The 25,026-nt window shown below is 60.5% G+C and carries 18 protein-coding genes; 7 read left to right on the top strand and 11 right to left on the bottom strand.

Annotated features, from left to right (window positions below; translation table 11 throughout):
- The first annotated feature begins 56 nt into the window (after nt 1-56).
- Nucleotides 57-824 carry an AcvB/VirJ family lysyl-phosphatidylglycerol hydrolase gene (locus tag ACLBW8_RS02620; protein WP_447804496.1) on the top strand — a complete coding sequence of 256 codons (768 nt, stop codon included), beginning with the start codon at nt 57-59 and terminating at the stop codon, nt 822-824.
- Here the strand turns inward: ACLBW8_RS02620 and ACLBW8_RS02615 are convergent.
- The 4 genes from ACLBW8_RS02615 to ACLBW8_RS02600 form a co-directional block, all read right to left on the bottom strand.
- On the bottom strand, nt 787-1,749 hold the full coding sequence (locus tag ACLBW8_RS02615) for a DMT family transporter (protein ID WP_447804495.1): 963 nt from the start codon (nt 1,747-1,749) through the stop codon (nt 787-789). The two genes, ACLBW8_RS02620 and ACLBW8_RS02615, sit on opposite strands and share 38 nt — an antisense overlap.
- A 233-nt stretch (nt 1,750-1,982) precedes the next feature.
- Complete coding sequence (locus ACLBW8_RS02610) at nt 1,983-3,167, bottom strand: thiolase family protein (RefSeq protein WP_447804494.1); 1,185 nt, start codon at nt 3,165-3,167, stop codon at nt 1,983-1,985.
- A gap of 91 nt (nt 3,168-3,258) precedes the next feature.
- Nucleotides 3,259-4,776 (bottom strand): polyphosphate:AMP phosphotransferase, encoded by a 1,518-nt coding sequence (gene pap, locus ACLBW8_RS02605; RefSeq protein ID WP_447804493.1) that lies wholly within the window; start codon nt 4,774-4,776, stop codon nt 3,259-3,261.
- 102 nt (nt 4,777-4,878) lie between these two features.
- The gene (locus ACLBW8_RS02600) at nt 4,879-9,726 is read right to left on the bottom strand and encodes an NEL-type E3 ubiquitin ligase domain-containing protein (protein ID WP_447804492.1); all 4,848 of its coding nucleotides are present in this window, start codon (nt 9,724-9,726) and stop codon (nt 4,879-4,881) included.
- 189 nt (nt 9,727-9,915) lie between these two features.
- Here ACLBW8_RS02600 and mnmC point away from each other — a divergent pair, with 189 nt between their 5' ends.
- The 5 genes from mnmC to ACLBW8_RS02575 all read left to right on the top strand — a co-directional run bounded on the left by mnmC (nt 9,916) and on the right by ACLBW8_RS02575 (nt 17,219).
- On the top strand, nt 9,916-11,916 hold the full coding sequence (gene mnmC / locus ACLBW8_RS02595; protein WP_447804491.1) for a bifunctional tRNA (5-methylaminomethyl-2-thiouridine)(34)-methyltransferase MnmD/FAD-dependent 5-carboxymethylaminomethyl-2-thiouridine(34) oxidoreductase MnmC: 2,001 nt from the start codon (nt 9,916-9,918) through the stop codon (nt 11,914-11,916).
- 135 nt (nt 11,917-12,051) lie between these two features.
- A complete protein-coding gene (locus ACLBW8_RS02590; RefSeq protein ID WP_447804490.1) occupies nt 12,052-13,824 on the top strand; it encodes an N-acetylglutaminylglutamine amidotransferase in 1,773 nt (590 codons plus the stop codon).
- A gap of 3 nt (nt 13,825-13,827) precedes the next feature.
- A complete protein-coding gene (ngg, locus tag ACLBW8_RS02585) occupies nt 13,828-15,576 on the top strand; it encodes an N-acetylglutaminylglutamine synthetase (RefSeq protein ID WP_447804489.1) in 1,749 nt (582 codons plus the stop codon).
- A 171-nt stretch (nt 15,577-15,747) separates the two neighbouring features.
- Nucleotides 15,748-16,932, top strand: coding sequence for an osmoprotectant NAGGN system M42 family peptidase (locus ACLBW8_RS02580; RefSeq protein WP_064453366.1), 1,185 nt, complete (start codon nt 15,748-15,750; stop codon nt 16,930-16,932).
- 59 nt (nt 16,933-16,991) lie between these two features.
- Nucleotides 16,992-17,219, top strand: coding sequence for a YheU family protein (locus tag ACLBW8_RS02575; protein WP_064453367.1), 228 nt, complete (start codon nt 16,992-16,994; stop codon nt 17,217-17,219).
- A gap of 7 nt (nt 17,220-17,226) precedes the next feature.
- Here ACLBW8_RS02575 and csrA read toward each other — a convergent pair whose 3' ends face one another.
- Both csrA and ACLBW8_RS02565 read right to left on the bottom strand, forming a co-directional pair.
- Complete coding sequence (gene csrA, locus ACLBW8_RS02570) at nt 17,227-17,430, bottom strand: carbon storage regulator CsrA (protein ID WP_447804488.1); 204 nt, start codon at nt 17,428-17,430, stop codon at nt 17,227-17,229.
- Nucleotides 17,431-17,670: 240 nt separating this feature from the next.
- Nucleotides 17,671-18,486, bottom strand: coding sequence for an SDR family oxidoreductase (locus ACLBW8_RS02565; protein ID WP_432750886.1), 816 nt, complete (start codon nt 18,484-18,486; stop codon nt 17,671-17,673).
- Between the two features lie 330 nt (nt 18,487-18,816).
- Here ACLBW8_RS02565 and ACLBW8_RS02560 point away from each other — a divergent pair, with 330 nt between their 5' ends.
- Complete coding sequence (locus tag ACLBW8_RS02560) at nt 18,817-18,969, top strand: DUF3309 family protein (RefSeq protein WP_015885095.1); 153 nt, start codon at nt 18,817-18,819, stop codon at nt 18,967-18,969.
- A gap of 54 nt (nt 18,970-19,023) precedes the next feature.
- On the opposite strand, the gene ACLBW8_RS02555 is transcribed toward ACLBW8_RS02560, so the two are convergent.
- The 5 genes from ACLBW8_RS02555 to ACLBW8_RS02535 all read right to left on the bottom strand — a co-directional run bounded on the left by ACLBW8_RS02555 (nt 19,024) and on the right by ACLBW8_RS02535 (nt 24,803).
- On the bottom strand, nt 19,024-21,111 hold the full coding sequence (locus ACLBW8_RS02555; protein WP_064453370.1) for an LTA synthase family protein: 2,088 nt from the start codon (nt 21,109-21,111) through the stop codon (nt 19,024-19,026).
- Nucleotides 21,112-21,530: 419 nt separating this feature from the next.
- Nucleotides 21,531-21,722 carry a PLDc N-terminal domain-containing protein gene (locus ACLBW8_RS02550; protein WP_003172956.1) on the bottom strand — a complete coding sequence of 64 codons (192 nt, stop codon included), beginning with the start codon at nt 21,720-21,722 and terminating at the stop codon, nt 21,531-21,533.
- A gap of 68 nt (nt 21,723-21,790) precedes the next feature.
- Complete coding sequence (locus ACLBW8_RS02545; RefSeq protein ID WP_447804487.1) at nt 21,791-22,321, bottom strand: hypothetical protein; 531 nt, start codon at nt 22,319-22,321, stop codon at nt 21,791-21,793.
- Between the two features lie 41 nt (nt 22,322-22,362).
- Nucleotides 22,363-22,878 carry an ankyrin repeat domain-containing protein gene (locus tag ACLBW8_RS02540; RefSeq protein ID WP_447804486.1) on the bottom strand — a complete coding sequence of 172 codons (516 nt, stop codon included), beginning with the start codon at nt 22,876-22,878 and terminating at the stop codon, nt 22,363-22,365.
- Between the two features lie 98 nt (nt 22,879-22,976).
- Nucleotides 22,977-24,803: a long-chain-acyl-CoA synthetase gene (locus ACLBW8_RS02535; protein ID WP_447804485.1), complete on the bottom strand. Its 1,827-nt coding sequence runs from the start codon at nt 24,801-24,803 to the stop codon at nt 22,977-22,979.
- Nucleotides 24,804-25,026: the final 223 nt, after the last annotated feature.

The raw sequence follows: 25,026 nt of genomic DNA, 5'->3' as shown, positions 1-25,026 counted from the left end.
GCGCCCGTCCTCCAGAGGTTCAATGCATAACAAACCTCTGGACGGACGATCCTCGCATGAAGCGAAGCAGCCTGTTTATCCTCTTCATGGTGACAGGGCTTATGGGGCTGGCAGCCTTGTACCCGGCCGACAGCTCCGCGTTGCGGGCGTTTCCCGTTATTCTGCCGCCCCCCTCGACAGCACCCGCCATGAACGAGCTTGTCATCTTCTACTCCGGTGACGGCGGCTGGGCACCCTTGGAGCAGGCCATCAGCCACAACCTTAACGAACGTGGCTACGGCGTGTTGGGCATCAGTACACTGGCGTATTTCTGGCATGAACAACCCGTGGCAGACTCGGCCGCACAGCTGGACGCCCTTATCACGGTTTACCGCAAGGAATGGGGTGCGCCCAAGATCTGGTTAATTGGCTTTTCTTTCGGGGCCAATGTCCTGCCATCACTCATCAACCAGCTTAAACCCGAGAACCGTGTGCGCATCTCGCAACTGACATTGCTGGAGCCTACCCAGGATGTGTTCCTGGAGATCGAACTGGAACACTACATCACCGTGGGCTGGCTCAACCGGATCACCCAGGCCTACCGGCATCTGCGCGAGCCAGTTACCCACCACGATCCATTACCGGCACTGTTTCAATTGAAAGGGCTGATGCCTGTTACCTGCTTGCATACCTCCGAAAATAGCACTGGGTTATGCCGTCAGCCCTCGCTTCCCGAGTGGGTAAGCGCAGCAGAAATCCCCGGCACTCACTATTTCAATGGGGACTTCACCCACTTGACTCGACGCCTTATCGAGCTACACCCAACCGCAGCCGCCGGGCCTTGAGCCCGGCGAGCAATGACGGCGCCAGGGCAACCATCGCCGAGCCCAGCACGACCACCAACGCCCCGGCATAACCGATGGCGTTAATCTCTTCGGCCTGCACAAAGTCCGGCCATAGCCACGCCGCCAGCGCCACGGCCACAAAGGTCACCAACGGCGTCAACGCCAGGGTCGCACTGACCCGCGAGGCTTCCCAGTGCGCCAGCGCCTCGGCAAACGCCCCATAAGCCACCAGCGTATTCATGCAACACGCCAGCAACAGCCAGCCTTGCAGCGGGCTCAGTTGCAGCGCCTCCAGCGGATGTGCCCACGGCGTGAGCAGCACGGCGCACGACAGGTAGATCACCATCATCACTTGCAGCGAGTTCCACACCGTCAGCAACTGCTTCTGGCCCAGGGCATAAAACACCCAGATAGTGGTGGCGAGCAGGATCGTCAGCACACCGGCCGTGTAAGTACCCAGCGACGTCAACAGTTCCACCAGACGCTGATTGAAGAACAGGCCGAAGCCGATGATCAACACCACCAGGCCCATGCCCTGCCCCAGGCTGAAGCGTTCCTTGAACACAAATACACTGGCGACCATCAGAAAGATCGGGCCCATCTGCACGACCAATTGTGCGGTGCCGGGGCTGAGCATTTTCAGGCCGACCAGGTACAGCACGTAGTTGCCCACCAGGCCACACACGGCCATGGCTACCAGCCAGCCGCCCTTGGGGCCGAGCACTTTGCGGCTGGGCAGGCGCCCGGTCGCGGCGAGGTAGAGGAACAGGCAGCCGCCGGCAACGGTCAGGCGAAACCAGGTGACGGTGATCGGGTCCATCACCTGCAGCACCTGCTTGAGCTTGATCGGCAGAATGCCCCAAAGAAACGCGGTCAGCAGGGTCAAGCCAAAGCCATAGACCCAGCGGCCGGAAGAGATGTGCATGAGTGCCCCGAATGCCTGAGGAAGTGGAACAGCCATTCTAGGGGGACCAAGGGGTGCCTTGGCGAGCGATATTTTCCAGCACACACAAATCAAAGCCGGGGCGTGTGTGGGAGCTGGCTTGCCTGCGATTGCATCACTGCGGTGTGACTGACACACCGCAGTGCCAGCACGCGGGCAAGCCCGGCTCCCACACAAGCCAGCGCCCACGTTGATCCAGTATTCCCAATAAAAACCTAGCGCACGGCTTCGAATAATCCGGTAGCGCCCATACCGCCGCCCACGCACATCGTGACGATGCCGTAACGCAGGTTGCGCCGCTGCAGCTCCCGCACCAAATGCCCGACTTGTCGCGAGCCGGTCATGCCAAACGGGTGCCCGATGGAAATCGAACCGCCGTTGACGTTGTACCGGGCATTGTCGATTTCCAGGCGGTTGCGCGCGTACAGGCACTGGGACGCAAACGCTTCGTTGAGTTCCCACAGGTCGATATCCGCCACCTGCAAGCCCTTGGCCTTGAGCAGCTTGGGCACCGAAAACACCGGGCCGATGCCCATCTCGTCAGGCGCGCAACCGGCCACGGTAAAGCCTCGGAAAAACGCCTTGGGCTTGAGCCCCAGTTCGAGGGCTTTTCCCAGGCTCATCACCAGTGTCATAGAGGCGCCATCGGAGAGCTGCGAGGAGTTGCCCGCCGTCACCGAACCGTCTTCGGCAAACACCGGCTTCAACCCGCTGAGGCTGGCCAGGGTGGTGTCAGGGCGGTTGCAGTCGTCGCGCTCAACCACACCCTCCAGCACCTGCACCTCGCCGGTGTGCTTGTCCTCGACCCTGTACTTGACCGCCATCGGCACAATTTCATCGTCGAACAAACCGTCGGCCTGAGCCTGGGCAGTGCGCTGCTGGCTTTGCAAGGCATACAGGTCCTGGTCTTCGCGGCTCACGTGATAGCGGCGGGCAACGATTTCGGCGGTCTGGCCCATGGGGAAGTAGATGCCCGGCACCTGCTCTTTAAGCAGCGGGTTGATGAGGTTGTCGGTGTTCACGCTTTTCATGGTCAGGCTGATGGACTCGACGCCCCCGGCGATGATGATGTCGCTGCAGCCCGACGCGATCTGGTTGGCGGCAATCGCGATCGCTTGCAAGCCCGAGGAGCAGAAGCGGTTGAGGGTCATGCCGGCCGTACCGGTGCCCAGTTGCGAGAGCACCGCCACATTGCGCCCGATGTTGTAGCCCTGGGCACCTTCGTTGGAGCCGGCGCCGACAATGCAGTCCTCGACAGTCGCCGGGTCGATACCATTGCGAGTCAGCAGCGCATTCACACAATGGGCCGCCATGTCATCGGGGCGGGTCTGGTTGAACTTGCCACGAAAGGATTTGGCCAGGCCGGTTCGCACGCTGTCGACGATCACTACTTCACGCATGGGCTACCTCGATCTTGTCGTTGTTGGGAGATGGATCGAGGATAGATCCAGGCCCTCCCAACCGCGACGATCATTCACCCCATAGATAGGCCTACTTCTTCTTGCCTTTCCTGTCGTGCTTGTCGGACTTGGCGAACGCCTCTTCCAACGCGAGGTTGATGGTGCGCAGCACCTTGACCCGCGCCCAGCGTTTGTCATTGGCTTCCACCAGGGTCCATGGCGCAACTTCGGTACTGGTGCGGTCGACCATGTCGCCCACGGCGGCGCGGTAGTCATCCCACTTGTCGCGGTTACGCCAGTCGTCTTCGGTAATCTTGAAGCGCTTGAACGGGATTTCCTCGCGGGCCTGGAAACGCTCCAACTGGGTCTGCTTGTCGATAGCCAGCCAAAACTTGACCACGATCACACCCGCATCGCGCAGTTGCTCTTCAAAGTCGTTGATCTCGCCGTAGGCACGCATCCAGTCCGCCGGAGTGCAGAAGCCTTCGACGCGTTCCACCAGGACGCGGCCGTACCACGAACGGTCAAACACCGTGAACATGCCGCGCGCCGGGATCTTTTGCCAGAACCGCCACAGGTAAGGCTGGGCGCGCTCGTCTTCACTCGGCGCAGCTATCGGCACGATATGGTACTGGCGCGGGTCCAGCGCCGCCGCGACACGCCGGATTGCCCCGCCCTTGCCCGCCGCGTCATTGCCTTCGAACACGGTGACCAGCGCGTGCTTGCGCATGCGCTTATCGCGCATCAGCCCGGAGAAGCGTGCCTGTTCGGTGATCAGTTGTTCTTCGTAATCATCCTTTTCCAGGCGCAAGGTCATGTCGAGGCTGTCCAGCAGGCTCTTGTGATCCACCGACGCCAGCAACGGCGCGGGGTTCATGCCGCTGGCCTTGCCTTTGGTCTGCTTCAAGGCGTTTTGCAGGCCCTCCAGCAGAATGTTGCCCACAGTGAGGCTGCGGTAATGCGCGTCGACCCCTTCAATCACATGCCACGGCGCGTAGTCGCGACTGGTGCGACGCAGGATGCGCTCACCAAAATGCACAAACTTGTCGTAAGTCTTGGACTGCTGCCAGTCCAGCGGGCTGATGCGCCAGCTGTGCAGCGGGTCGTCGGCCAGCGCCTTGAGCCGCGCCTTCATTTGCTTCTTGGACAGGTGGAACCAGAACTTGAAGATCAGCGCGCCTTCGTCGCAGAACATCTTCTCCAGGCGTTCGGCACCGGCGATAGCCTGGTCCAGGCGCGCATCCTTGATGTCACCGTGCACCCGGCCTTGCAGCATCTGGCTGTACCAGTTGCCAAAAAAGATGCCCATGCGGCCTTTGGCGGGCAGTTGCCGCCAGTAACGCCACGCCGGCGGGCGCGCCAATTCTTCGTCGGTCTGCTGGTCGAAGGTGCGCACCTCGATCAGGCGTGGGTCCATCCATTCATTGAGCAGCTTGACGGTCTCGCCCTTGCCGGCCCCTTCGATGCCGTTGATCAGGATGATCACCGGGAAGCGCTTCTGCTGTTGCAGCTCGTACTGCACCTCCAGCAAGGCTTCGCGCAAGGCCGGCACTTCGGCGTCATAGGTGTCTTTGTCGATGGCGTGACCGATTTCGGCGGATTCGAACATGGGCAGCTCCGTTTCAAGATGGCTCAAGACTAGCGGATTGGGCAGCACGCCGGTCAAGGAATTCCAACCGGCTTGCCGTGGATCAATCAGCGGGGCCGATGGCTAATTCCCGGGAACATGGCAAATGCCCAGGTCCTGCTGTTTCAACATCTGCTGTGTCAGGCGTTCCACTACGTCAGTGATTGCCTGCCCGCGAGGCGATCGCAGGGCTTCCATTTGCTTGAGGTACTCCCCGTCGGTGAGGTTCTGGCTGTTCTCGAAGAGTGTTTGTTGCTGCGCATCAAAGGGCGCCGTCGCGGACTGGAATGCCCCGGGAAATTGCTGTTCCAGGTGGATTCGCCAGAACGCCAATTGGGTAATAAAGCGCAAGAATGCGGGGGACAACTCTGCCGTGCGCACTTGGGACTGCGCCACCTCCAGCCCATCGCTGGTCACATTGGCAAAAAATGCAAAATTCATGTGCTTGGGCTGCCCCGGTAGTTCCAGGGCCTGGGCCAACCCGACCCGGAATGCCAGGCTGACTTCCAGGGGGTCCAGGGAGAAGTGCTCGACAGCGTAAGTCGCGGCAATCTTCTCCAATTCACTGAGGCGAAACAAACCACGGCCCAGGTTCAACAACGCGCCGGAGTTGCTGTGTGAGCGACCGGCCTGAAGAGTCGCTTTCTCGACCTCCTTCAAGACCTCTATCTGACTGAATATCTGTGCCGTCCCATCTGAACAGTTCGTCGGATGAGCCGCCAGTTGAAAGACCCGCTCGCGCAGCCCGACGCTGTCATGGGTCGCCTGCAACACCTCCCAGACGCGCCGGGTCAAGTCCTCGCGCACGTATTGACTGTCCGCAGTCCCGGTCAATTGAGCCAGCAACTCGAACAACGGTGTCGATTCCGGATCATCGCGCAAGTTGGCCCAAACCGTACGCTTGTGAATATCCCGGGTGGCCGTTTCCTGCGGCAACCATAATGCCCTGGCCCTCAACTCGGTCCTGCGTGGTTGATCGTCCCTCACGTAGCCCATGCCAATACCGACATCGTCGCGATAACGAAGGAGTGCCGTCACCGTCGAACTGGATAACGGGTTACCGCCCAGGTTAATCGACTGACTGAAACTACGCGGCGTCGCAAACAACCACTCGGGCAACACGGTAATCGCGTTGTCGCGCAAATCCATTTGCTCAAGCCGGGCCAGCCGCCCCAGACCTACGGGCAGGTAGGTGATTTTTGTGTCCTGCAATAACAGCGTATGCAAGTCACGCATCTTGCCGATATCCACCAGTTTTTCCAGCGGATTGTGGCTCAGGTCCAGCAGGCGCAACGCACTCAGGTCCGCCAGTTTCAGCCGCGTGTAGTCAGTCAGCGCCAATCGGTTATGGGCCATCGACAAACTCTCAAGTTCAAACATGCGTGAGAGCACTTCCGGTAACCGGGTCAGGTGGTTTCGGTCCAGGTCCAGACGCCTCAGCCCCTTGAAACACTTCAGGAAATAAGCGACGTCATCACCCAGTTGCATATTTTTGAGTGACAACTGTTGGACATGGTCGAAACGAATCTCGGCCGGCAGCGTCGGCAACGAACCAATGCGCATCCCGTCCAGGTTCAAACTGGCGATGGAGGTCTGGTGGTCGTCCAGAGCAAAGCTTTGACGCCGCCAACAGGCTTCAATGCGCTCTGCCACCTGCTGGCGGCTAATACGAATGTCACTCAGGCCCGGCTGCTTCTCCAGTTCCTGGACATCGTTCTTCCAATGTTTGAGCAGCGCTCGCAGATGCCCCAGCTCGGCCTTCAAGCGCTTTACCGCCCTTGCCCGCGAAAGAGGCTCAGCGCCCAGCGACATCAGCAGTGAAGACACTTGCGCGTCACTGAACAAGGGGTACAAGCGCTTCACCTTACGCACCAGCGCGCGCGGATGCACCAACGGCCCCGTCGGCAAATCGGCCATTTCACAGGGAGCCCCCTCTGACAGAGGTTCACTGACCCTGCAGGAAAACGCCTCGCCAGCCAGCTCCCGCTCCCCCTTGGCCTGCGAGCCGCTCATGTAGCGCAGGCGCCAAATGTTACTGGGCTCCTTCAGAGGTAATCCCAGTGCTACTCGCTGGCTGGCCGTCAGCGCTGAATCGATCGCCTCGAACAGTCCGTCCGGTCCGGCATAAGGCCCACCGAGGCTCAGGCCATGGTCATCAAACGCTTCGAACCCGGCGTTCGACCTGACCACTGCGCGCCGCACGCCAGCCCCGTTGAACGCGCCCAAGGCCAATAAGTCGCCCTGTGGTGAATCCTGGCGTAACTCGAGGCGCAGCGCCCTGCCCCACCCGGCCACGCGCGGCATGACTCGAACCGCGACCAGCGCGGTATCGAGGCTGGCCAATTCTGGCTGATCAAACCCCATCAAGGCGCGGTCCAGACGTTGTTCCCCAAGGACACGCTGCACTGACTCGGCCAATGCCATGGGAATTCGTTGGTTATCGCGCAGGGACTCACGCTGCACGGTTGATGTCTCGGCCATCAATTCGCGCATCAACGTGCAAGGCAATTGGGGATAGGTGCGCCTGAGCACCGCCCATTCGGGTGGTACGGGTCCGTCATAAGACTGATACAACTGCTCAAACAACGGCTTGCGATCCGCCTTCAGATACGCGAGCAACTGACGCTCCAGAACAGCGCGCTCCTGATCGGCCGCAATGCCCTCTCCCAACAGCCCAGTCTTCTGTGCCTCATCCAACCCGGACAACAGCGCATCAAACACTTTCCCGTCACTGAGCATCTGCTCGGTGACCGTCAAACGCTGGCCTGCAGCGTTAACCGTTGCGCTGGCGGGGTAGCGTGCCTTGACGCTGCGCTGGGCATCCAGCACCTCAAAATAGCGTCCTACGGGCCAACCTTTTAACAGGGGCAAGACGTGCATCTGCAAGGTCGAGTTTTCGACGCTGGGGGCGGCACCGCTTTCCAACTGCCAGATAAAATCGCGAATGGACTGATCCAGCTTGAAACGCTCGTACAGATCGCGAAAACGTGCGGGAAAGGGCAAGCACTCCTGCGCCTGATAAACGCCCCAATCATGGGGCTTATCCATAATGGCCTTGATCTGTACAAGCTTCCTCGGATGGAGCGAGGAACCGGCATCCGCCGGCTTCAACCGTGAAAACAGATACTCCGGACTCTCCCACTCGTCAGGCTTTTCGAACGCAAAACGCCAACATCCTTCGCCGTTATGCAGCAATTGCGGGCGATAAGCCGTGTGCCGCGACAGGTGACTGGCCCGCCATTGATCCAGTTTTGAGTCGAAGGAAACCCGATGGACACGATCATTGACCTTGACGTAGGAATGACCACCCACCTTGTAGATTCCTGACCCGTCCGCAACCTCATCGCCAACAACGCTCTGATCATGGACGTAATGCGTGACATCGGGGCGCCACAGCCGCAGGTTGCCATCCGTGGGGCGTACCACTTCAAACTTGCTGAAAAAACTATCCAGGTTAAGACCGCTACGGGTCATTGCCGAACCGACAACCTTGCTGCCTGCCGCGAACACCACCATCGAGGTGATATTTTCCGCTACCACCGCCAACTGCTTGAACGCCTCTTCCGTGTCACCACGGCGCCAGTCTTCAATCCCCTCATAGAGTTCACCGAGCATCTGGCCCACCGCCACACCGGTCATCAATAACCCCAACTCGGGGACGACCAACCCGGCGAGGTTGAGCACCGTCAACCCGGCGTCCAAATACGCCTGCAAGCGCTGCTCGCGAACCTCCTCATCCACATCGGCCACCGGCACCGCCAGGGTCCGCGCGTCGGCTTGCAGCTTTGCTGCGTAGGTATCAAAAAAGTGCCTCGCGAGGCTGACCGTAATGAGGTTGGCGTCCAGCATCCCCAGGGTACGGGCTTGATCAAAACGGTTGAAGAACCCGACCCGGTCGCCCTGGCTCAGGTACCGGGTAAAGAAGGCCCGATACGCGGCCACTTCAAGCTTGCCCTTTAGGTAGACCTGAAAGTCATCCAGCGAGGAATACTCAAAAAATGGCCGTTCCGGCTCATTGGGCATGTAAACCACACAGGGTTCTTGCGGGTATTGCGCAATCGACCGGCTGGAAAACACCAGGATGCTCCACAGGCAGCCGCCCTGTGTGTTCAGCCCTTGCCAAGTGACCGGCCGCCCTTGAAACACCACCCCTGCGGCCTGAGCCTGGGACGGTGTGAGCTGGCGGTCCAGCAACGTGCACACCATCTTGTAGGTGTCCTGTGAAATATCTCCCCGCATCAAGGCAATGTGGGCGTCGATTTTCACGTCCAGGGTTTTCATCCGACCGATATCGCTCGCAACAGCATTGACGTAGGGCTTATCGCTTGTGAGGTTACTGTCCAGTTTGAGCACTTCACTGAGGTGCTGCTGATACAAGCGGCCAAGGTCCAGGGCACGACAGCCTTGGGCAAACTCGAGGGGCGTAATGCCCATCACCCCACGAGCGCCGGACCCCGACTGCAACAGCGAGCCGGCCGGAAAGTATTGCGCTCGAGCTTCATCCTCGGAGAAATTCTGCATCGCCACCTGCAGCAGGCTGTCCTGCACCAGCCTCACGGTTTTCACGTACTTCAATGGCAAGACTTCTTTCTCGTATTCGTTGACCGCACGAATAAAAAGATCTTTTTTCGGCTCCACGGTCAGTTGCCATCGTGTCAGGCAATAGTCCTTGAGCCGCTCATTGCAAAACTCATCCAGCGCCCGCAATGGCTTCAAGCACTCGGCGACGGTTGCCTGGGCATCTGCCACCTGTGCGGCATCTCGGGTCAGTGCATCCAACACACCCGGCGGCGCGTTGACCATCCAGCCCGGCAGCTTCTTTTGCAGTACCTGGGCTTTGTCCAGATCACCCGTCATTTCCAGTAAGGCCGCTTGCAACTGGCTCTGGGTCAACTGGTTCAGCTTGTTGTTCAAATCATCCTGGGTGCGCATCAGCAATATCCTTTATTGCCTATAAATCAAGGCATTACGATACCGCGGCCGCCTGCACGGAATTAACGCTGATTGTTGATGGGTGGAAGGACGCGCGCAGCAGTTTTTTCCATGTAAAAACTATGGGGCTACCCCCTTCGGCTAGAATGGCCACCTTGCCTTTGCCCGCTTTTATTTTATGAGCCGCCCATGAACCCCGTAACCCACGCCCAGCTCGACTGGGATGACCAAGGTCGCCCGCACTCACGGGTCTTCGACGACGTGTACTTCTCCGACAAGTCGGGCCTTGAAGAAACCCGCTACGTGTTCCTTGAGCAGAACCGCTTGCAGGAGCGTTTTGCCGCCCTGCCCGTGGGTGGCAGGCTGGTGATCGGAGAAACCGGGTTCGGCACCGGCTTGAACTTCCTCTGCGCCTGGCAGCTGTTCGAGCAACACGCAGTGGCCGGTGCGCGCCTGCATTTTGTGAGCGTGGAAAAGTACCCACTGAGCCCCACCGACCTGCAACGCGCCCTGGCCCTCTGGCCGGAACTCAGTGCCTTCGCCGAGCCCCTGTTGGCGCAGTACATCGCGATCCATCAAGGCTTCCAGCGCCTGGTATTGGATAACGGCCGTGTCACCCTGACCCTGCTGGTCGGCGACGCCCTGGAGCAATTGCCGCAACTGGATGCACAGGTCGACGCCTGGTTTCTCGACGGCTTCGCCCCGGCGAAAAACCCCGACATGTGGACCGCCGAGCTGTTTGCCGAACTGGCGCGCCTGGCGGCTCCGGGCTCGACCATCAGCACCTTCACCAGCACCGGTTGGGTGCGCCGCCTGATCAATGCCGCCGGGTTCAAGATGAAACGCACGCCGGGCATCGGCCACAAGTGGGAGATCCTGCGCGGTGAGTTCCTCGGTTGGCCCGAAGACACGCCACCGCCGGCCAAACCCAAACCCTGGTTCGCCCGCCCGGCGACTATCGAGGGCGAACGCCATGCGATGGTCATCGGTGCCGGCCTGGCCGGTTGCGCCACCGCTGCGAGCCTGGCCGCACGTGGTTGGCGTGTCAGCCTGCTGGAGCGCCACGCCGCCCTGGCTCAAGAAGCGTCGGGCAACCCGCAGGGCGTGCTGTACCTCAAGCTTTCGGCGCATGGAACGGCACTGTCGCAGCTGATACTCAGCGGTTTCGGTCACACCCGGCGCCTGCTGGAACACTTGCACCGAGGTGTTGATTGGGATGGCTGTGGCGTGCTGCAACTGGCATTTGACGCCAAGGAAGCTCAGCGCCAGGCGCAACTGGCCGAGGCCTTTGCGCCCCAACTCTTGCACCTGCTGGACCGTGAGCAGGCGCAACAACGGGCCGGGGTCGACCTGGCTCAGGGCGGCCTGTTTTTCCCGGAAGGCGGCTGGGTGCATCCACCGGCGCTGTGCCAATGGCAGGCGGCACATCCACTGATTGAAGTGCTCACCCATCACGATGCCCTTGAGCTGCACCGGGTCGATGATCAGTGGCAGGCGCGCGACGCCGACCGCGTGCTGGCCAGCGCGAGTGTGGTGGTGCTCGCCGGCGCCGCCGAGATCAAGCGATTCCCCCCCAGCGCCGACTTGCCGCTCAAGCGAATTCGCGGGCAAATCACCCGGCTGGCGCAAACGGCAGCGAGTGAGGGGCTGGCCACGGTGGTCTGCGCCGAGGGTTACGTCGCACCCGCCCGGCTGGGTGAACACACCCTGGGCGCGAGTTTTGATTTCACCAATGAAGACCTCACGCCCACCGTCACCGAACATGCCGGCAACCTTGCGATGCTGCGGGAGATTTCCGAAGATTTGTTGCAACGCCTGGGCGCCGATCACCTGGCCCCTGAGCAACTGGAGGGTCGGGCGGCGTTTCGTTGCACCAGCCCTGACTACCTGCCGATCGTCGGGCCGTTGGCCGACCACGAAGCATTCCAACAGGCGTATGCAGTACTCGGCAAAGACGCCCGGCAAGTACCGGATACGCCTTGCCCCTGGCTGCCGGGTCTGTACATCAACAGCGGCCACGGCTCACGCGGACTGATCACCGCGCCCCTGTGCGGCGAGCTGATTGCGGCCTGGCTGAATGCTGAGCCGTTGCCGGTTCCGACCAGTGTGGCCGAGGCCTGCCACCCGAATCGGTTTGCCCTGCGCGCGTTGGTGAAAGGCAAGTCAGCGGCAAGCAAAGGGCGGCTTTAAAGCCATCACGGCTATTTGCCTTATAACTTATCGGTCTAAAACTCCACGGATAGCACTGGGTCAGTTTCTGGGTACGCGCCCTTTTGGCGCATTGAATATTGACCCCTCCCCAACGGAAAAACCGGTAAGGAATTTATGTGCGGATTAGCTGGAGAATTACGTTTCGATGCCCAACCTGCCGACTTGGCGGCCATTGAGCGCATCACCCATCACTTGGCCCCACGCGGTCCCGACGCCTGGGGCTTCCACGCCCAAGGGCCGATTGCCCTGGGCCACCGGCGCCTGAAGATCATGGACCTGTCGGACGGCTCGGCCCAACCGATGGTCGACGCCCAGCTTGGGCTGTCGCTGGCGTTCAACGGTGCCATCTACAACTTCCCGGAATTACGCAAAGAGCTGGAAGCCCTGGGCTACGCCTTCTATTCCGGTGGCGACACCGAAGTGCTGCTCAAGGGCTACCACGCCTGGGGCGAAGCACTGCTCCCCAAGCTGAACGGCATGTTTGCCTTCGCGATCTGGGAGCGTGACGCCCAGCGCCTGTTCATCGCCCGTGACCGTCTGGGCGTAAAGCCGTTGTACCTGTCGCGTACCGGCCAGCGCCTGCGCTTCGCCTCGGCGTTGCCGGCACTGCTCAAGGGCGGCGATATCAACCCGATCCTCGATCCGGTGGCGCTCAATCACTACCTGAATTTCCACGCCGTGGTGCCTGCACCGCGCACCTTGCTGGCGGGCATTGAAAAGCTGCCGCCAGCGAGCTGGATGCGCATCGACGCCAATGGCAAGACCGAACAGAAAACCTGGTGGACCCTGCCCTACGGCCCTCGTGAAGATGAGCAAAATCTCACCCTGGAAGACTGGACCGACCGCGTACTCGACAGCACCCGCGAAGCCGTGGCCATCCGCCAACGCGCCGCCGTGGATGTCGGCGTGCTGCTCTCCGGCGGCGTCGATTCGAGCATGCTCGTCGGCCTGTTGCGTGAAGTCGGCGTACAGGACCTGTCGACCTTCTCGATCGGTTTTGAAGATGCCGGTGGCGAGCGCGGCGACGAGTTTCAGTACTCGGACCTGATTGCCAAGCACTACGGTACCCGTCACCACCAACTGCGCATCGCCGAAAGCGAAATCATCGAGCAACTGCCGGCCGCGTTCCGCGCCATGAGCGAGCCGATGGTCAGCCACGACTGCATCGCCTTCTACCTGCTGTCGCGGGAAGTGGCCAAGCATTGCAAGGTGGTACAGAGCGGCCAGGGTGCCGACGAGTTGTTCGCCGGTTACCACTGGTACCCGCAAGTGGATGGCGCCAGCGACCCCTACGCCGCATACCGCGATGCATTTTTCGACCGCAGCTACGACGACTATGCCGCCACCGTTGCACCGAAATGGCTGACTGCCAATGACGCTGCCGGTGACTTTGTGCGTGAGCATTTTGCAATGCCAGGCGCAGACGCCGCCGTGGACAAGGCCTTGCGCCTGGACAGCACGGTGATGCTGGTCGATGACCCGGTCAAACGCGTGGACAACATGACCATGGCCTGGGGCCTGGAAGCGCGCACACCGTTTCTGGATTATCGCCTCGTCGAACTGTCGGCACGCGTGCCGGGTAAATTCAAATTGCCCGACGGCGGCAAGCAGGTGCTGAAAGAGGCCGCGCGCCGGGTCATCCCCAGCGAAGTCATTGACCGCAAAAAGGGCTACTTCCCAGTGCCGGGCCTCAAGCATTTGCAGGGCGACACCTTGAACTGGGTGCGCGAGCTGCTGCTGGACCCGAGCCAGGATCGCGGCCTGTTCAACCCCGCCATGCTTGATCGCTTGCTGACCGACCCGCAAGGCCAACTGACCCCGCTGCGCGGCTCCAAGCTGTGGCAACTGGCGGCGCTGAACCTGTGGCTCAGCGAACAAGGAATCTGATTGATGAAACCTCTTGCAGCGGCTTACAGCCAACGCTTGCTGAAGGGCCAGGCGCCGACCTACGAACGCCTGCAAGCCCGCCTGGCTGAAGATGGCAGCCCACTGGGCGCCGAGCCGATTGCCGTGCATTGCGGCTGGGGCCGGTTGTTGATCGGCCACACGTTCCCTGACCCTGCCAGCCTGGCCGAGGAGTTGCTGAACGAGCAGGCTGGCGAGCGCGATATCGCGCTGTACGTGGCGGCGCCCCAGCAGATCCTCGGGATTGATCCGCAACAGTTGTTCCTCGACCCGTCCGACACCCTGCGCCTGTGGTTCAGTGACTACCGGCCGGCGACTCGGGTGTTTCGCGGTTTTCGTATCCGGCGCGTACAAAGCGAGACGGATTGGGCCGCGGTCAACGTGCTCTATCAAGGGCGCGGCATGCTGCCGGTCGACGCTGAACGCCTGACGCCACGCCACCAAGGCGGCCCGGTGTATTGGTTGGCGGAAGACGAAGACAGCGGCGCGGTGATCGGCAGCGTGATGGGCCTCAATCATCAAAAAGCCTTTCACGACCCGGAAAATGGTTGCAGCCTCTGGTGCCTGGCCGTCGACCCGCAATGCACCCGGCCCGGCGTGGGTGAAGTGCTGGTGCGCCACCTGGTAGAGCACTTTATGAGCCGTGGCCTGAGCTACCTTGACCTGTCGGTGTTGCACGACAACCGCCAGGCCAAGAGCCTCTATGCCAAGCTGGGTTTTCGCGCGCTGACCACCTTTGCGATCAAGCGCAAGAACGGCATCAACCAGCCACTGTTTCTCGGCCCCGGGCCGCAGGCGGGGTTCAACCCCTACGCGCGGATCATTGTCGAAGAGGCCCATCGACGCGGCATTGATGTGCACGTGGACGACGCGAGTGCCGGCCTGTTCACCCTCAGCCATGGTGGACGCCGCGTGCGTTGCCGTGAATCCTTGAGCGACCTGACCAGCGCCATCAGCATGACCCTATGCCAGGACAAAAGCCTGACCCACAAGGTGCTCAAAGCCGCCGGTTTGAAACTGCCGCAACAACAATTGGCGGGCAGTGCCGACGACAACCTGGAGTTTCTCGACGAACACCAGCGCGTCGTGGTCAAGCCGCTGGACGGCGAGCAAGGCCAAGGCGTGGCGGTGGATTTGCAGACGATCGAAGACGTGCAGAAAGCCATCGAAGCGGCCCGCCAGTTCGATAGCCGTGTGTTGCTCGAAAGCTTTCACGAAGGCCTCGACCTGCGCATCCTGGTGATCGGCTTTGAGGTGGTCGCCGCCGCGATTCGCCGTCCTGCCGAGGTGACCGGTGACGGCCAGCATTCCATCGGCGCCTTGATCGAAGCCCAAAGCCGTCGCCGCCAAGCCGCTACCGACGGCGAAAGCAAAATCCCGCTGGACGCCGAAACCCAACGCACCCTGCACGCCGCCGGTTACGACTACAGCAGCATCCTGCCGCGCGGTGAAACCCTGGCCGTGCGCCGCACCGCCAACCTGCACACCGGCGGTTGCCTGGAGGACGTCACGGCGATTCTGCACCCGACGCTGGTGGACGCCGCCGTGCGTGCCGCTCGCGCCCTCGATATTCCCATGGTGGGCCTGGACCTGATGGTGCCCGCCGCCGACCAACCCGAGTACGTATTTATCGAAGCTAACGAACGGGCCGGGCTGGCTAATCACGAGCCGCAACCGACTGCGGAGAAGTTTGTGGATTTGTTATTTCCGCATAGCCAGCCGACTGCTCAATAACCCTGTGGCGAGCGGGCTTGCACCGCGTTGGGCTGCGCAGCAGCCCTGACCCAGGCACCGCAGTCTTTCAGGCAGAACTCATTGGCAGGTTTGGGGCCGCTTCGCGACCCAACGCGGCGCAAGCGCGCTCGCCACAACAAACCCGCTCGCCACACTTCATCAGGAGTCTTTATGAGCCGAACCATCCCCGAACCGGATCTCAACTACCTGCAAAAAGTGCTGCTGGAGATGCTCGCCATTCCCAGCCCCACCGGGTTTACCGACACCATCGTGCGCTACGTCGCCGAGCGCCTGGAAGAACTCGGCATCCCCTTTGAAATGACCCGGCGTGGCACCATTCGCGCGACCCTCAAGGGCCAGAAAAACAGCCCCGACCGCGCCGTGTCCGCACACTTGGACACCATCGGTGCCGCCGTGCGTGCGATCAAAGACAACGGCCGCCTGACCCTCGCCCCCGTGGGTTGCTGGTCCAGCCGCTTTGCCGAAGGCAGCCGCGTCAGCCTGTTCACCGATAACGGCGTGATCCGTGGCAGCGTGTTGCCGTTGATGGCCTCCGGGCACGCGTTCAACACCGCCGTGGATGAAATGCCGGTGAGTTGGGACCATGTGGAATTGCGCCTGGACGCCTACTGCGCGACCCGTGCCGATTGCGATTCCCTGGGCATCAGCATCGGTGACTATGTCGCCTTTGACCCGCTGCCCGAGTTCACCGAAAGCGGGCATATCAGCGCCCGACACCTGGACGATAAAGCCGGTGTCGCGGCCCTGCTCGCCGCGCTGAAGGCCATCATCGACAGCGGCGAACCGCTGCTGATCGACTGCCACCCGTTGTTCACCATCACCGAAGAGACCGGCAGTGGTGCCGCGGCTGCCCTGCCCTGGGATGTCAGCGAATTTGTTGGCATCGACATCGCCCCGGTCGCACCCGGCCAGCACTCCAGCGAGCATGCCGTGAGCGTGGCGATGCAGGACTCCGGCGGGCCGTATGACTACCACCTGTCCCGTCACCTGCTGCGCCTGGCTTCGGATAACGACCTGCCCGTGCGCCGCGACCTGTTTCGCTATTACTTCAGCGACGCCCACTCTGCCGTAACCGCCGGCCACGACATTCGCACAGCCCTGCTGGCGTTTGGTTGTGACGCCACCCACGGCTACGAGCGCACGCACATCGACAGCCTGGCTGCGCTGAGTCGCTTGTTGAGTGCCTACATTCTCAGCCCGCCGGTATTCGCCAGCGACGCGCAACCGGCGCAGGGTTCGCTGGACCGCTTCAGCCATCAGATCGAGCATGAGACACAGATGGAGAGCGACACACGCGTGCCGTCGGTGGACAGCCTGGTCGGCCAGAAGTCCTGACACTGGCAACTACGGTCCCGGCGCAGTAGGATCGCCGGGTTCCTACCTCTGAGGCTTGTATGCTGATTCCCTACGACGCACTTGAAGTCGACACCCTCACCCGCCTCATCGAAGACTTCGTTACCCGCGACGGCACCGACAATGGCGACGAAACACCGCTGGAAACCCGCGTATTGCGCGTGCGTCAGGCGCTGACCAAGGGCCAGGCGCTGATCGTGTTCGACCCTGAAAGCGAGCAATGCCAGTTGATGCTCAAGCACGACGTGCCCAAGCATCTGTTCGACTGAGGGGGGTTCAGGGATTGGGGACTGCCACCGGAGGGGTGGCGGTGCCTGGGCGGTCGAGAATTTTCTGGTAAACCTCGGAGCGATGGACGCGCACCCCAGCCGGCGCGTCGACGCCGAATTTCACCTGGGAACCGTTCAACTCGAGGATGTGCAACGTAATGTCATCGCCGATGGAAATGACTTCGCCCAGGGCGCGGCTTAAGACCAGCATGGCGGGGTATCCTTTTGGAGTGACAGGACGTTGACCATGCGTGATTAGCTGGGGAGCAGCAATGGCTTGCCTCTAAATCAGGCGAGACCTACATAAACGGGTAACTTGCCTGACAGACCACATAAAAATCCCAAGCAAAAACGCTTAAACAGGTGGGAGGGGGCTTGCTCCCGATAGCCGTGATAGGTTGACGATCACTGCGCCGTTGGGCGCAAGCCCTCTTTCAAATTTGGACCAGCATCAGCCCTTAACCGCCTGCGCCTTGGCCCGCATCTTGTCGGCCATCTGCGTCATCTCGTCATACAACAACTGCGGATTCTTCTGCTTCAACGCCCATGCCATGCGCCCCTGCTCGTGAGGCAAGATCATGAACTCGCCTTCAGCCACGCGTTGGTAGATGTAATCGGCGATATCCGCCGCCGAAATCGGCGAGCTCTCAAGCAACTTACCCACCTGCGCCTTCATCGCCGGTGTAGGCCCGCGAAACGAATCCAACAGGTTGGTCTGGAAAAATGACGGGCACACCACGTGCACGCTCACTTCCTGCTGCTTGAGTTCCACCAGCAAGCTCTCCGACAACGCCACCACACCGGCCTTGGCCACGTTGTAGTTGCTCATCGCCGGCCCCTGCATCAATGCGGCCATTGAGGCGATGTTGATAATCCGGCCCTGGCTTTTCTCCAGCAGCGGCAGGAACGCTTTGCAGCCCTTGACCACGCCCATCAGGTTGATCGCGATCTGCCAGTCCCAGTCTTCCAGGGACAACTCAGCAAAGAAGCCACCCGAGGCGACACCGGCATTGTTGACGATCACATCAATGCCGCCCAGCTTCACCTCACAGGCCTGGGCAAAGGCCGTGAGCTGGCTGTAGTCGCGCACGTCGCAGCGTTGGACAAACCCATCGCCACCCGCCTCGCGCACGAGCTTGAGGGTTTCAAGCAAGCCCGGCTCGCTGACGTCCGACAAGGCCAATTGCCAACCCTCGCGGGCCCAGCGCAGAGCGATTTCGCGACCCAGGCCGGACCCGGCGCCGGTGATCATCATGCGATTTTGCATAGGAAAGCTGCCTTGTGGTTCACGGAAGAAGTGATCGGCAGTGTAGCGAAGGTTTTTCCGCGACCCACGCACCATCCAATTGATGAATGCCTCGGGCAAACTTGAGGCCGGGTACGAGAGCGACTTATTGCGTAAGTTCAATCTTTTTCAACTAATACGCTGCAGGTGTGAACGCATTAAAAGAAATAAGCCGGCTTGCAAAATGCTTTAAAAAAACACGGAATCTTTTACCCCATGGCACAGTCGGATTTTATAAGGCGTCTGTCTTTAAACTGACAGGCCTACTGTTTAATCACCGGTCTTTTCAGAAGGCCTATAAGGAAAAAAACTATGAGCCTCATTCTGATCATTATCCTGATCCTGCTGTTGGTTGGCGGCCTTCCGGTATTCCCGCACTCGCGTAACTGGGGCTATGGCCCGTCGGGTATTCTGGGTGTCGTACTGGTGGTGTTGCTGGTGCTGCTGTTGCTTGGCCGGATATAAACACCGGACAAAAAAAGAGGCCTCACTGAGGCCTCTTTTTTTATGCCCGACTTATTAGTCCGGCTTACCGTCGACCACACCGGCGGTGTTATCCAACAGGCTCTTGGTCGCCGTCTGCAGGAACGACTCGAGTTTCTGTTTCAGCGCTGCTTCGTCCGGTGACTCGGGAATCACTTTACCGGTCGGCTCAGCGCCCAGTTCGTACTCCCACAGCTTCGGTGGCATGTCCTTGGGCAGTACCAGAATGCGGTCTGCGGTAACCAACGCTACGGTCTGGTCACTGCCCGACGGCTTGATCACGCCAAAGCCCTTGTCGCCTTCCGGCAGGTTCAGCAGGTCACGGCCCCAGCACTGGTGCAAGGTATCGCCACCCAGGCGGCCCATGATGGTCGGCACGATGTCGATCTGGGTGCCCACGGTGTGGTCACGCTCGCCGAACTTCTCCTGCATGCCCGGTGCAATCATCAGCATCGGCACGTTGAAGCGGCCCAGGTCCATTTCGGTGATTTGCTGTTCGTTACCGAAGCCGTGGTCACCCACGATCACAAACAGGGTTTCCTTGAAGTAAGGCTCTTTACGGGCCTTTTCAAAGAACTGGCCCAAGGCCCAGTCGGAGTAGCGCATGGCCGTCAAATGCTCGTTGAGGCTGCCACGGTCGGTGACTTTCTCGACCGGCAATGGCGTCGGCAATGCGTACGGCGTGTGGTTGGACAGGGTTTGCAGCAGGGCGTAGAACGGCTTGCCGCCTTCGCGGGCTTTGAGTTCTTCCAGGCCACGGTTGAACATGTCCTGGTCGGACACGCCCCACGTCGGGTCGGAAAACACCGGGTTGACGAAGTCGTTACGCCCGATGAAGTTGGTCATGCCCTGGTTGCTGAAGAAACCCGACTGGTTGTCCCAGGCGAAATCGCCGTTGTAGACATACACGTCGTCAAACTTGCGTGCACTGAGCAACTGCGGCAGGCCCGACAGCTTGTGGCTGCCTTCCGGGGTCTGCATCAGGTATTCGAAGCCCGGCAGGTTCGGGAAGCACGCCATGGTGGCGAACATCCCCTGGTGGGTGTGGGTGCCGTTGGAGAAGAAACGGTCGAACAGCAGGCCTTCCTTGGACAATTTGTCGAAGTACGGCGTGATGTTGCCCGGGCGGCCTAATGCACCCACCGAATGACCGGCGAAGCTTTCCATCAGGATCACTACGACGTTCTTGATCGGCAGGGTTTTTTCGGCCGGTGGCGTGTAGTCCCGGCGAACGGCAGCCGACTCCGTGTCCACCAGTTTCTCTTGTGGCAACACCAGCATGTCACGCACGGTCTGGGTCGCCAGCGGCTGGTCCAGGGTGGCTTTCCAGATGTTCGAACGCTCTTCGGAGAAGCGCGCCTTGGCGGCGGCGATCAGCGACAGAGTGCCGTTCAAGCCCAACTGGTTGGCGAAGTTCGAATCGGTGGTGTAGACATCACCCCAGCGCAGCGGCGGGCCCTGGCGCAGGGTGCCACGGATGGCGACCACGGCGATCAACAGGCAGACCACGAATACGGCGATGCGGGTATACCACGGCGCCACCTGGCGGGTGCCGACGGTGCCGCCGCTGAACGGGCCACGTGGGCGCGTCGCACGGTCGGCGCCTTTAAAGGCCATGCTCAGGATCAGCGTGCCCACGGCCCAGGCCAGCAGGTACCGCACCACCGGGAAACCGTACCAGAGCATGCTCATCACGGTTTTCGGGTCTTCCTTCACATACTGGAAGACCAGGCCGTTGAGGCGCTGGTGGAATTCGCGGTAGAAGTCCATCTCCATCAAGCCCAGGAACAGGGCAATACTCGACGCGACGGTCAGCCACAAACGGAAAAACCCGCGCGCCGCCATGGCCCGAACGCTGAACAAGGCCAGCAGCATCGGAACCAGCGCGTACATCACAAAGCGTATGTCGAAGCGCGTGCCGTTGACGAACGCTTCGAGGAACGTCGAGGCCGGCGTGTCGAGGATCATCTCGCGGTTGTAGACCAGCAGCGCCAGGCGCAGCAGGGAGAACATCACCATCATGACCAGCGCGCAAAGCAGCGTGTATGCCAGATGGGATTTGACGGTCGGTTGCAGCAGGCGATTAGAAGCTCGCTGCTGACTCAGGGCGTCCGGGTTTGCCATGTCGTTTCAGGACCCATTGGAAGTTTAAGTTTAGAAGTAATGCAGTGGCGCCCGTCCCTCGCCCAGGCTGGCTGGGGTAGGCGGTTAGCGCGGTGGCGCAAATGGTGCCCGATCAACGGCATCAACGCTATTAATTACTGAACATATGCCACGGCCATGCGGTTAATGGCACTGGATAGAGAGCCTTGGCAGAGCCTTAAAAACCGGCGAATTGTCTTGGACGAGGTGTGAAAATTTCGTGCACCGAATAATCTCGACACACAAATCTCAGAATACGCAGGAGACAAATAGGGAGCGGGCTTGCTCGCGAAAAGCGCTGCGTCAGTCAATACATCAGTGACTGAACCACCGCTTTTCGCGAGCAAGCCCGCTCCCGCATTTAGTGCAGTGCCCACTCCGGATTGGGGCGGGCCGGGTGATCAGATCCGCACATTCCCGCGCGGCCCGGCAATTGCCCAGATAATCAGGCCGAGTACCGGCAGCAACAGGATCAGCAAGATCCACAACACCTTGGCGCCCGTGCTCGCGCCGCTTTTGAACACGTTGATAATCGCCCAGATATCCAGCGCAAGGATAATCAGGCCAATCAGACCATTGAAAGTCGAACCCATGGTGTCGCTCCTAAAGTGAGGGCATGCCTCCTTAGGATAGTCAGCCGTGGCGGCGGTTCCGTTTTATTTCAGACGTGCACCGCAACACGCAGCGCTTCCAGGGCCGGCTCAGCCTTGATGCCAACGTGGGCGCACAGTTCCAGCACGCGCGGCAGGTCGTTGCCGTACACCAGCACGCTCTGGATCTCGTCATCGAGCAATTGGCTGAAGTTGAGCAGCACATAGCCGCCCTCTTCCGGGCTCAGGGCGCTCATCTGGATCTGGATGCGATTGAGCGCAGTGAGGTCTTCGGTCTTGGCCAACTGCTTGGGCTTGAGGTTGAACGCCACGCCCGGGCCGAAGGACGCGACGATCTGCGCAAACAGATCGCCATAGGTGTCGGCCTGGAACAGGACGGTGTCCGGCAGGCTGCCCACCACCACCCACTCACCCAATGGAATAGGGAACGAGTCGTCGTAGTTGATATCCGGATTGGCCGCCAGAAAGGCCGCAGGGTCCGCGTAGGCCTGGGCCGCTTCTTCGGCGATGCGCGCCACCTCGTCCTCGCCCATGACGCCGGCGCTGATTTTGCTGATGAGTTCGACGAGGGCGGTTTTCATGGGAAGGTCCTGTGGCGGGCTGGTTTTTAAGGGCGCGTAGCCTACACCAGTTTTTGCAACTGCGCCGCCGTATCCGCCGCGCCCATGGTTTGCGCTGCGGCCAATGCCGTCGCGCCCTGGGCGTCAGTCGCCTTGGGATTGGCGCCTTGCCCAAGCAGGTACTCGACCATTTCTACGCGGTTGAACATCGCGGCCATCATCAGCGCGGTACGCCCATCCGACGATGATGCATCAACCGGTGCGCCACCTTCGATCAGCGCCTTGACCACGGGCAGGTTGCCCTTGAATGCAGCACCGGCAATCGGCAGTTGGTTTTTGTCATTGGCGATCTGTGGGTCAGCCTTGAATTCCAGCAGCACTTTTACCGCATCGGCGTGGCCGTGGTAGGCCGCGAGCATGAGCAAGGTGTCGCCATTATGGTTGCGCAGATTGGGCGGCAAGCCTTTGGCCAGCAGCGCAGCGAGCATGGCGGCGTCACCTCGGCGAGCCACGTCAAAGACCTGTTCGGCAAATTCGGCAGCTTCGTCTTCGGTCATTTGTTTGGGCTGGTCTGACATGTGAGGGCTCCTGGTCTGGTGTGCTTTATAGGCGCCCAGTGTCGCGACGGAGTTCCCCACTGTCATGCCTTTTTTGCCAAAAGCGACCATAGCCAGAATCAATAACGAAACTGCCCGCCCTGGATCTGCGCCAACAGCTGGCCGGTGACCGGCACATAGCTGTCCGACCCAGGAAGCCAAACGTAGACCGGGTCATTACCGGCTTTTGCCGGGTCAAACGCTTCCTCCTTGAGCTTCACCTTCTGGTATTTGAAGGTGCCGGTGGTTTCCATCTTCACTTTGATGCGCAGAAACAACGGCACCGCGTAGTGCGGCAGTTGGCCGTGGGCGAACTGGAGCAATTCACGCATGTCCAGGGACGCCAGGGATTCGCTCGGGGTGATGGCGACCATCCCCGCCCGGCCGTTGGTGTTTTCGATCTCGACGCCATAGGCCACAACTTCGGCGATCTGCGGGTGTTGCAGCAGGACGTTTTCGACTTCGGTGGTCGAGACGTTCTCACCCTTCCAACGATAGGTATCGCCCAGGCGGTCAACGAACTGAGCATGGCCAAAGCCGATACTGCGCAACAAGTCGCCGGTATTGAAATAGCGGTCGCCCTTCTCGAACACATCCGTGAGCACCACCTTGCGGTTCTTTTCCGGGTCGGTGTACCCGTCGAAGGGTGACTTTTCATCAATCCGGGCCAATAGCAGCCCCTGCCCGCCCGTTTGCACCTTGCGCATCAAACCATCGCTGCCACGGATCGGTTCACCGGTGTCGTGGGCGTATTCCACCAGTGCCCAGTGCTGCAGGCAAAAGCCGATGGTGTTATCGAAATTCAGCACATTGGTGAAGCCGATATTGCCGTCACTGGCAGCGTACAGCTCGCAGATATGCTCAACGCCATAGCGTTGCTTGAACTGCGCCCAGACGCCGGGGCGCAGGCCATTGCCGACCATCTTGGTCACGCGGTTATCACGGTCCTGCGCGCTGGGCGGCTGATCGAGCAGGTAGCGGCACAACTCCCCGACATAACCCAGGGTTGTCGCGTTGAATTTGCGCGCATCGTCCCAAAACTGGCTTGCACTGAATTTACGCCGGATGGCGAACCCCGACGCGCCGACAATCGCCGAACCCCAACACACACACAGGCCGGTGGCGTGGTACAGCGGCAGCGTGCAATACAGGACATCTTGCGGCCCCATGTCCAAGGCGATGCTGCCGAAACTCACAGCGGTTTTGGTCCAGCGGCCGTGTTTCATGATCCCGGCCTTGGGCAAGCCCGTAGTGCCGGAGGTGTAGATATAGAAGCACGGGTCGTTGAAAAAGACTTGCGCGGTGCTGGCGGGGTTGCTCACCGCGCATTCGGCGCTGGCCACCATCAGGTCGATGTAGCCTTCAGGCACCGCACTTGATGGTTGATCGGCGACAAACCAGGTGCGGTCGGCCTTGATCGCGACGTGCTCACGCACCGCAGAAAAGGCAGGCACCAACTCCGCCCCCACGACAATGGCCACCGGGGTCACCAGATTCAGGCTGTGCACCAGCGCCGCCTGGGTTTGCGAGGTATTGAGCATTGCGCAGATACCACCCAGCTTCGCCACGGCCAATACATTGAGCAGTAATTCAGGCCGATTCTCGATAAACAGCGCAACCACATCACCCTTGCCGATGCCCTGCGCGTGCAGATGATGAGCGATACGATTGGCGCGCTGGTTGGCTTCGCTGTAGCTGAGCACACTGTCGCCGTACAACAACGCAGCACCGTCGGGGTTACGCAGCACAGCCTGCTCGAACTGCCACCCGAGGCCGCAGGGTTGCCCCGGGTCAGTGACATTCGCGGCACGCATCCCGCGTACCACGCGCGGCAGGGCGCGAACAATCGCGGGCACCTTTCGCAGCATTTTGCCCCAAGTGATCATGTCGTCTTGCGGATGGCTCATGGCGGAACGTCCTTTTTTCTTGTTCTTCGTATGATCCAGGATCAGCGGTGACCCAGTAGGCGGCACGCTGAATACCTTGCAGGAAAATACGCCTGCCATTCTTTGGCTGTACATGCAGGATTTGAAAAGTTTTGTATCCCGTGCCGGCGGCCACAAAAAAGGAATTTTGCGCAGCCATCAAAGTCATTATCAGTAATGAAGGGCTGAAACGGGTGGCCCGAAC

This window comes from Pseudomonas sp. M5A4_2d (genome assembly GCF_053345295.1).
The sequence above is the reverse complement of the archived record's forward strand: the minus strand, read 5'-3'. Positions and strand labels throughout refer to the sequence as shown.

What these genes read in the sequence shown, in the direction of transcription:
- ACLBW8_RS02620 (WP_447804496.1), top strand. Translation starts at nt 57, where the DNA reads ATGAAGCGAAGCAGCCTGTTTATCCTCTTCATGGTGACAGGGCTTATG.
- ACLBW8_RS02615 (WP_447804495.1), bottom strand. Translation starts at nt 1,749, where the DNA reads ATGCACATCTCTTCCGGCCGCTGGGTCTATGGCTTTGGCTTGACCCTG.
- ACLBW8_RS02610 (WP_447804494.1), bottom strand. Translation starts at nt 3,167, where the DNA reads ATGCGTGAAGTAGTGATCGTCGACAGCGTGCGAACCGGCCTGGCCAAA.
- pap (WP_447804493.1), bottom strand. Translation starts at nt 4,776, where the DNA reads ATGTTCGAATCCGCCGAAATCGGTCACGCCATCGACAAAGACACCTAT.
- ACLBW8_RS02600 (WP_447804492.1), bottom strand. Translation starts at nt 9,726, where the DNA reads ATGCGCACCCAGGATGATTTGAACAACAAGCTGAACCAGTTGACCCAG.
- mnmC (WP_447804491.1), top strand. Translation starts at nt 9,916, where the DNA reads ATGAACCCCGTAACCCACGCCCAGCTCGACTGGGATGACCAAGGTCGC.
- ACLBW8_RS02590 (WP_447804490.1), top strand. Translation starts at nt 12,052, where the DNA reads ATGTGCGGATTAGCTGGAGAATTACGTTTCGATGCCCAACCTGCCGAC.
- ngg (WP_447804489.1), top strand. Translation starts at nt 13,828, where the DNA reads ATGAAACCTCTTGCAGCGGCTTACAGCCAACGCTTGCTGAAGGGCCAG.
- ACLBW8_RS02580 (WP_064453366.1), top strand. Translation starts at nt 15,748, where the DNA reads ATGAGCCGAACCATCCCCGAACCGGATCTCAACTACCTGCAAAAAGTG.
- ACLBW8_RS02575 (WP_064453367.1), top strand. Translation starts at nt 16,992, where the DNA reads ATGCTGATTCCCTACGACGCACTTGAAGTCGACACCCTCACCCGCCTC.
- csrA (WP_447804488.1), bottom strand. Translation starts at nt 17,430, where the DNA reads ATGCTGGTCTTAAGCCGCGCCCTGGGCGAAGTCATTTCCATCGGCGAT.
- ACLBW8_RS02565 (WP_432750886.1), bottom strand. Translation starts at nt 18,486, where the DNA reads ATGCAAAATCGCATGATGATCACCGGCGCCGGGTCCGGCCTGGGTCGC.
- ACLBW8_RS02560 (WP_015885095.1), top strand. Translation starts at nt 18,817, where the DNA reads ATGAGCCTCATTCTGATCATTATCCTGATCCTGCTGTTGGTTGGCGGC.
- ACLBW8_RS02555 (WP_064453370.1), bottom strand. Translation starts at nt 21,111, where the DNA reads ATGGCAAACCCGGACGCCCTGAGTCAGCAGCGAGCTTCTAATCGCCTG.
- ACLBW8_RS02550 (WP_003172956.1), bottom strand. Translation starts at nt 21,722, where the DNA reads ATGGGTTCGACTTTCAATGGTCTGATTGGCCTGATTATCCTTGCGCTG.
- ACLBW8_RS02545 (WP_447804487.1), bottom strand. Translation starts at nt 22,321, where the DNA reads ATGAAAACCGCCCTCGTCGAACTCATCAGCAAAATCAGCGCCGGCGTC.
- ACLBW8_RS02540 (WP_447804486.1), bottom strand. Translation starts at nt 22,878, where the DNA reads ATGTCAGACCAGCCCAAACAAATGACCGAAGACGAAGCTGCCGAATTT.
- ACLBW8_RS02535 (WP_447804485.1), bottom strand. Translation starts at nt 24,803, where the DNA reads ATGAGCCATCCGCAAGACGACATGATCACTTGGGGCAAAATGCTGCGA.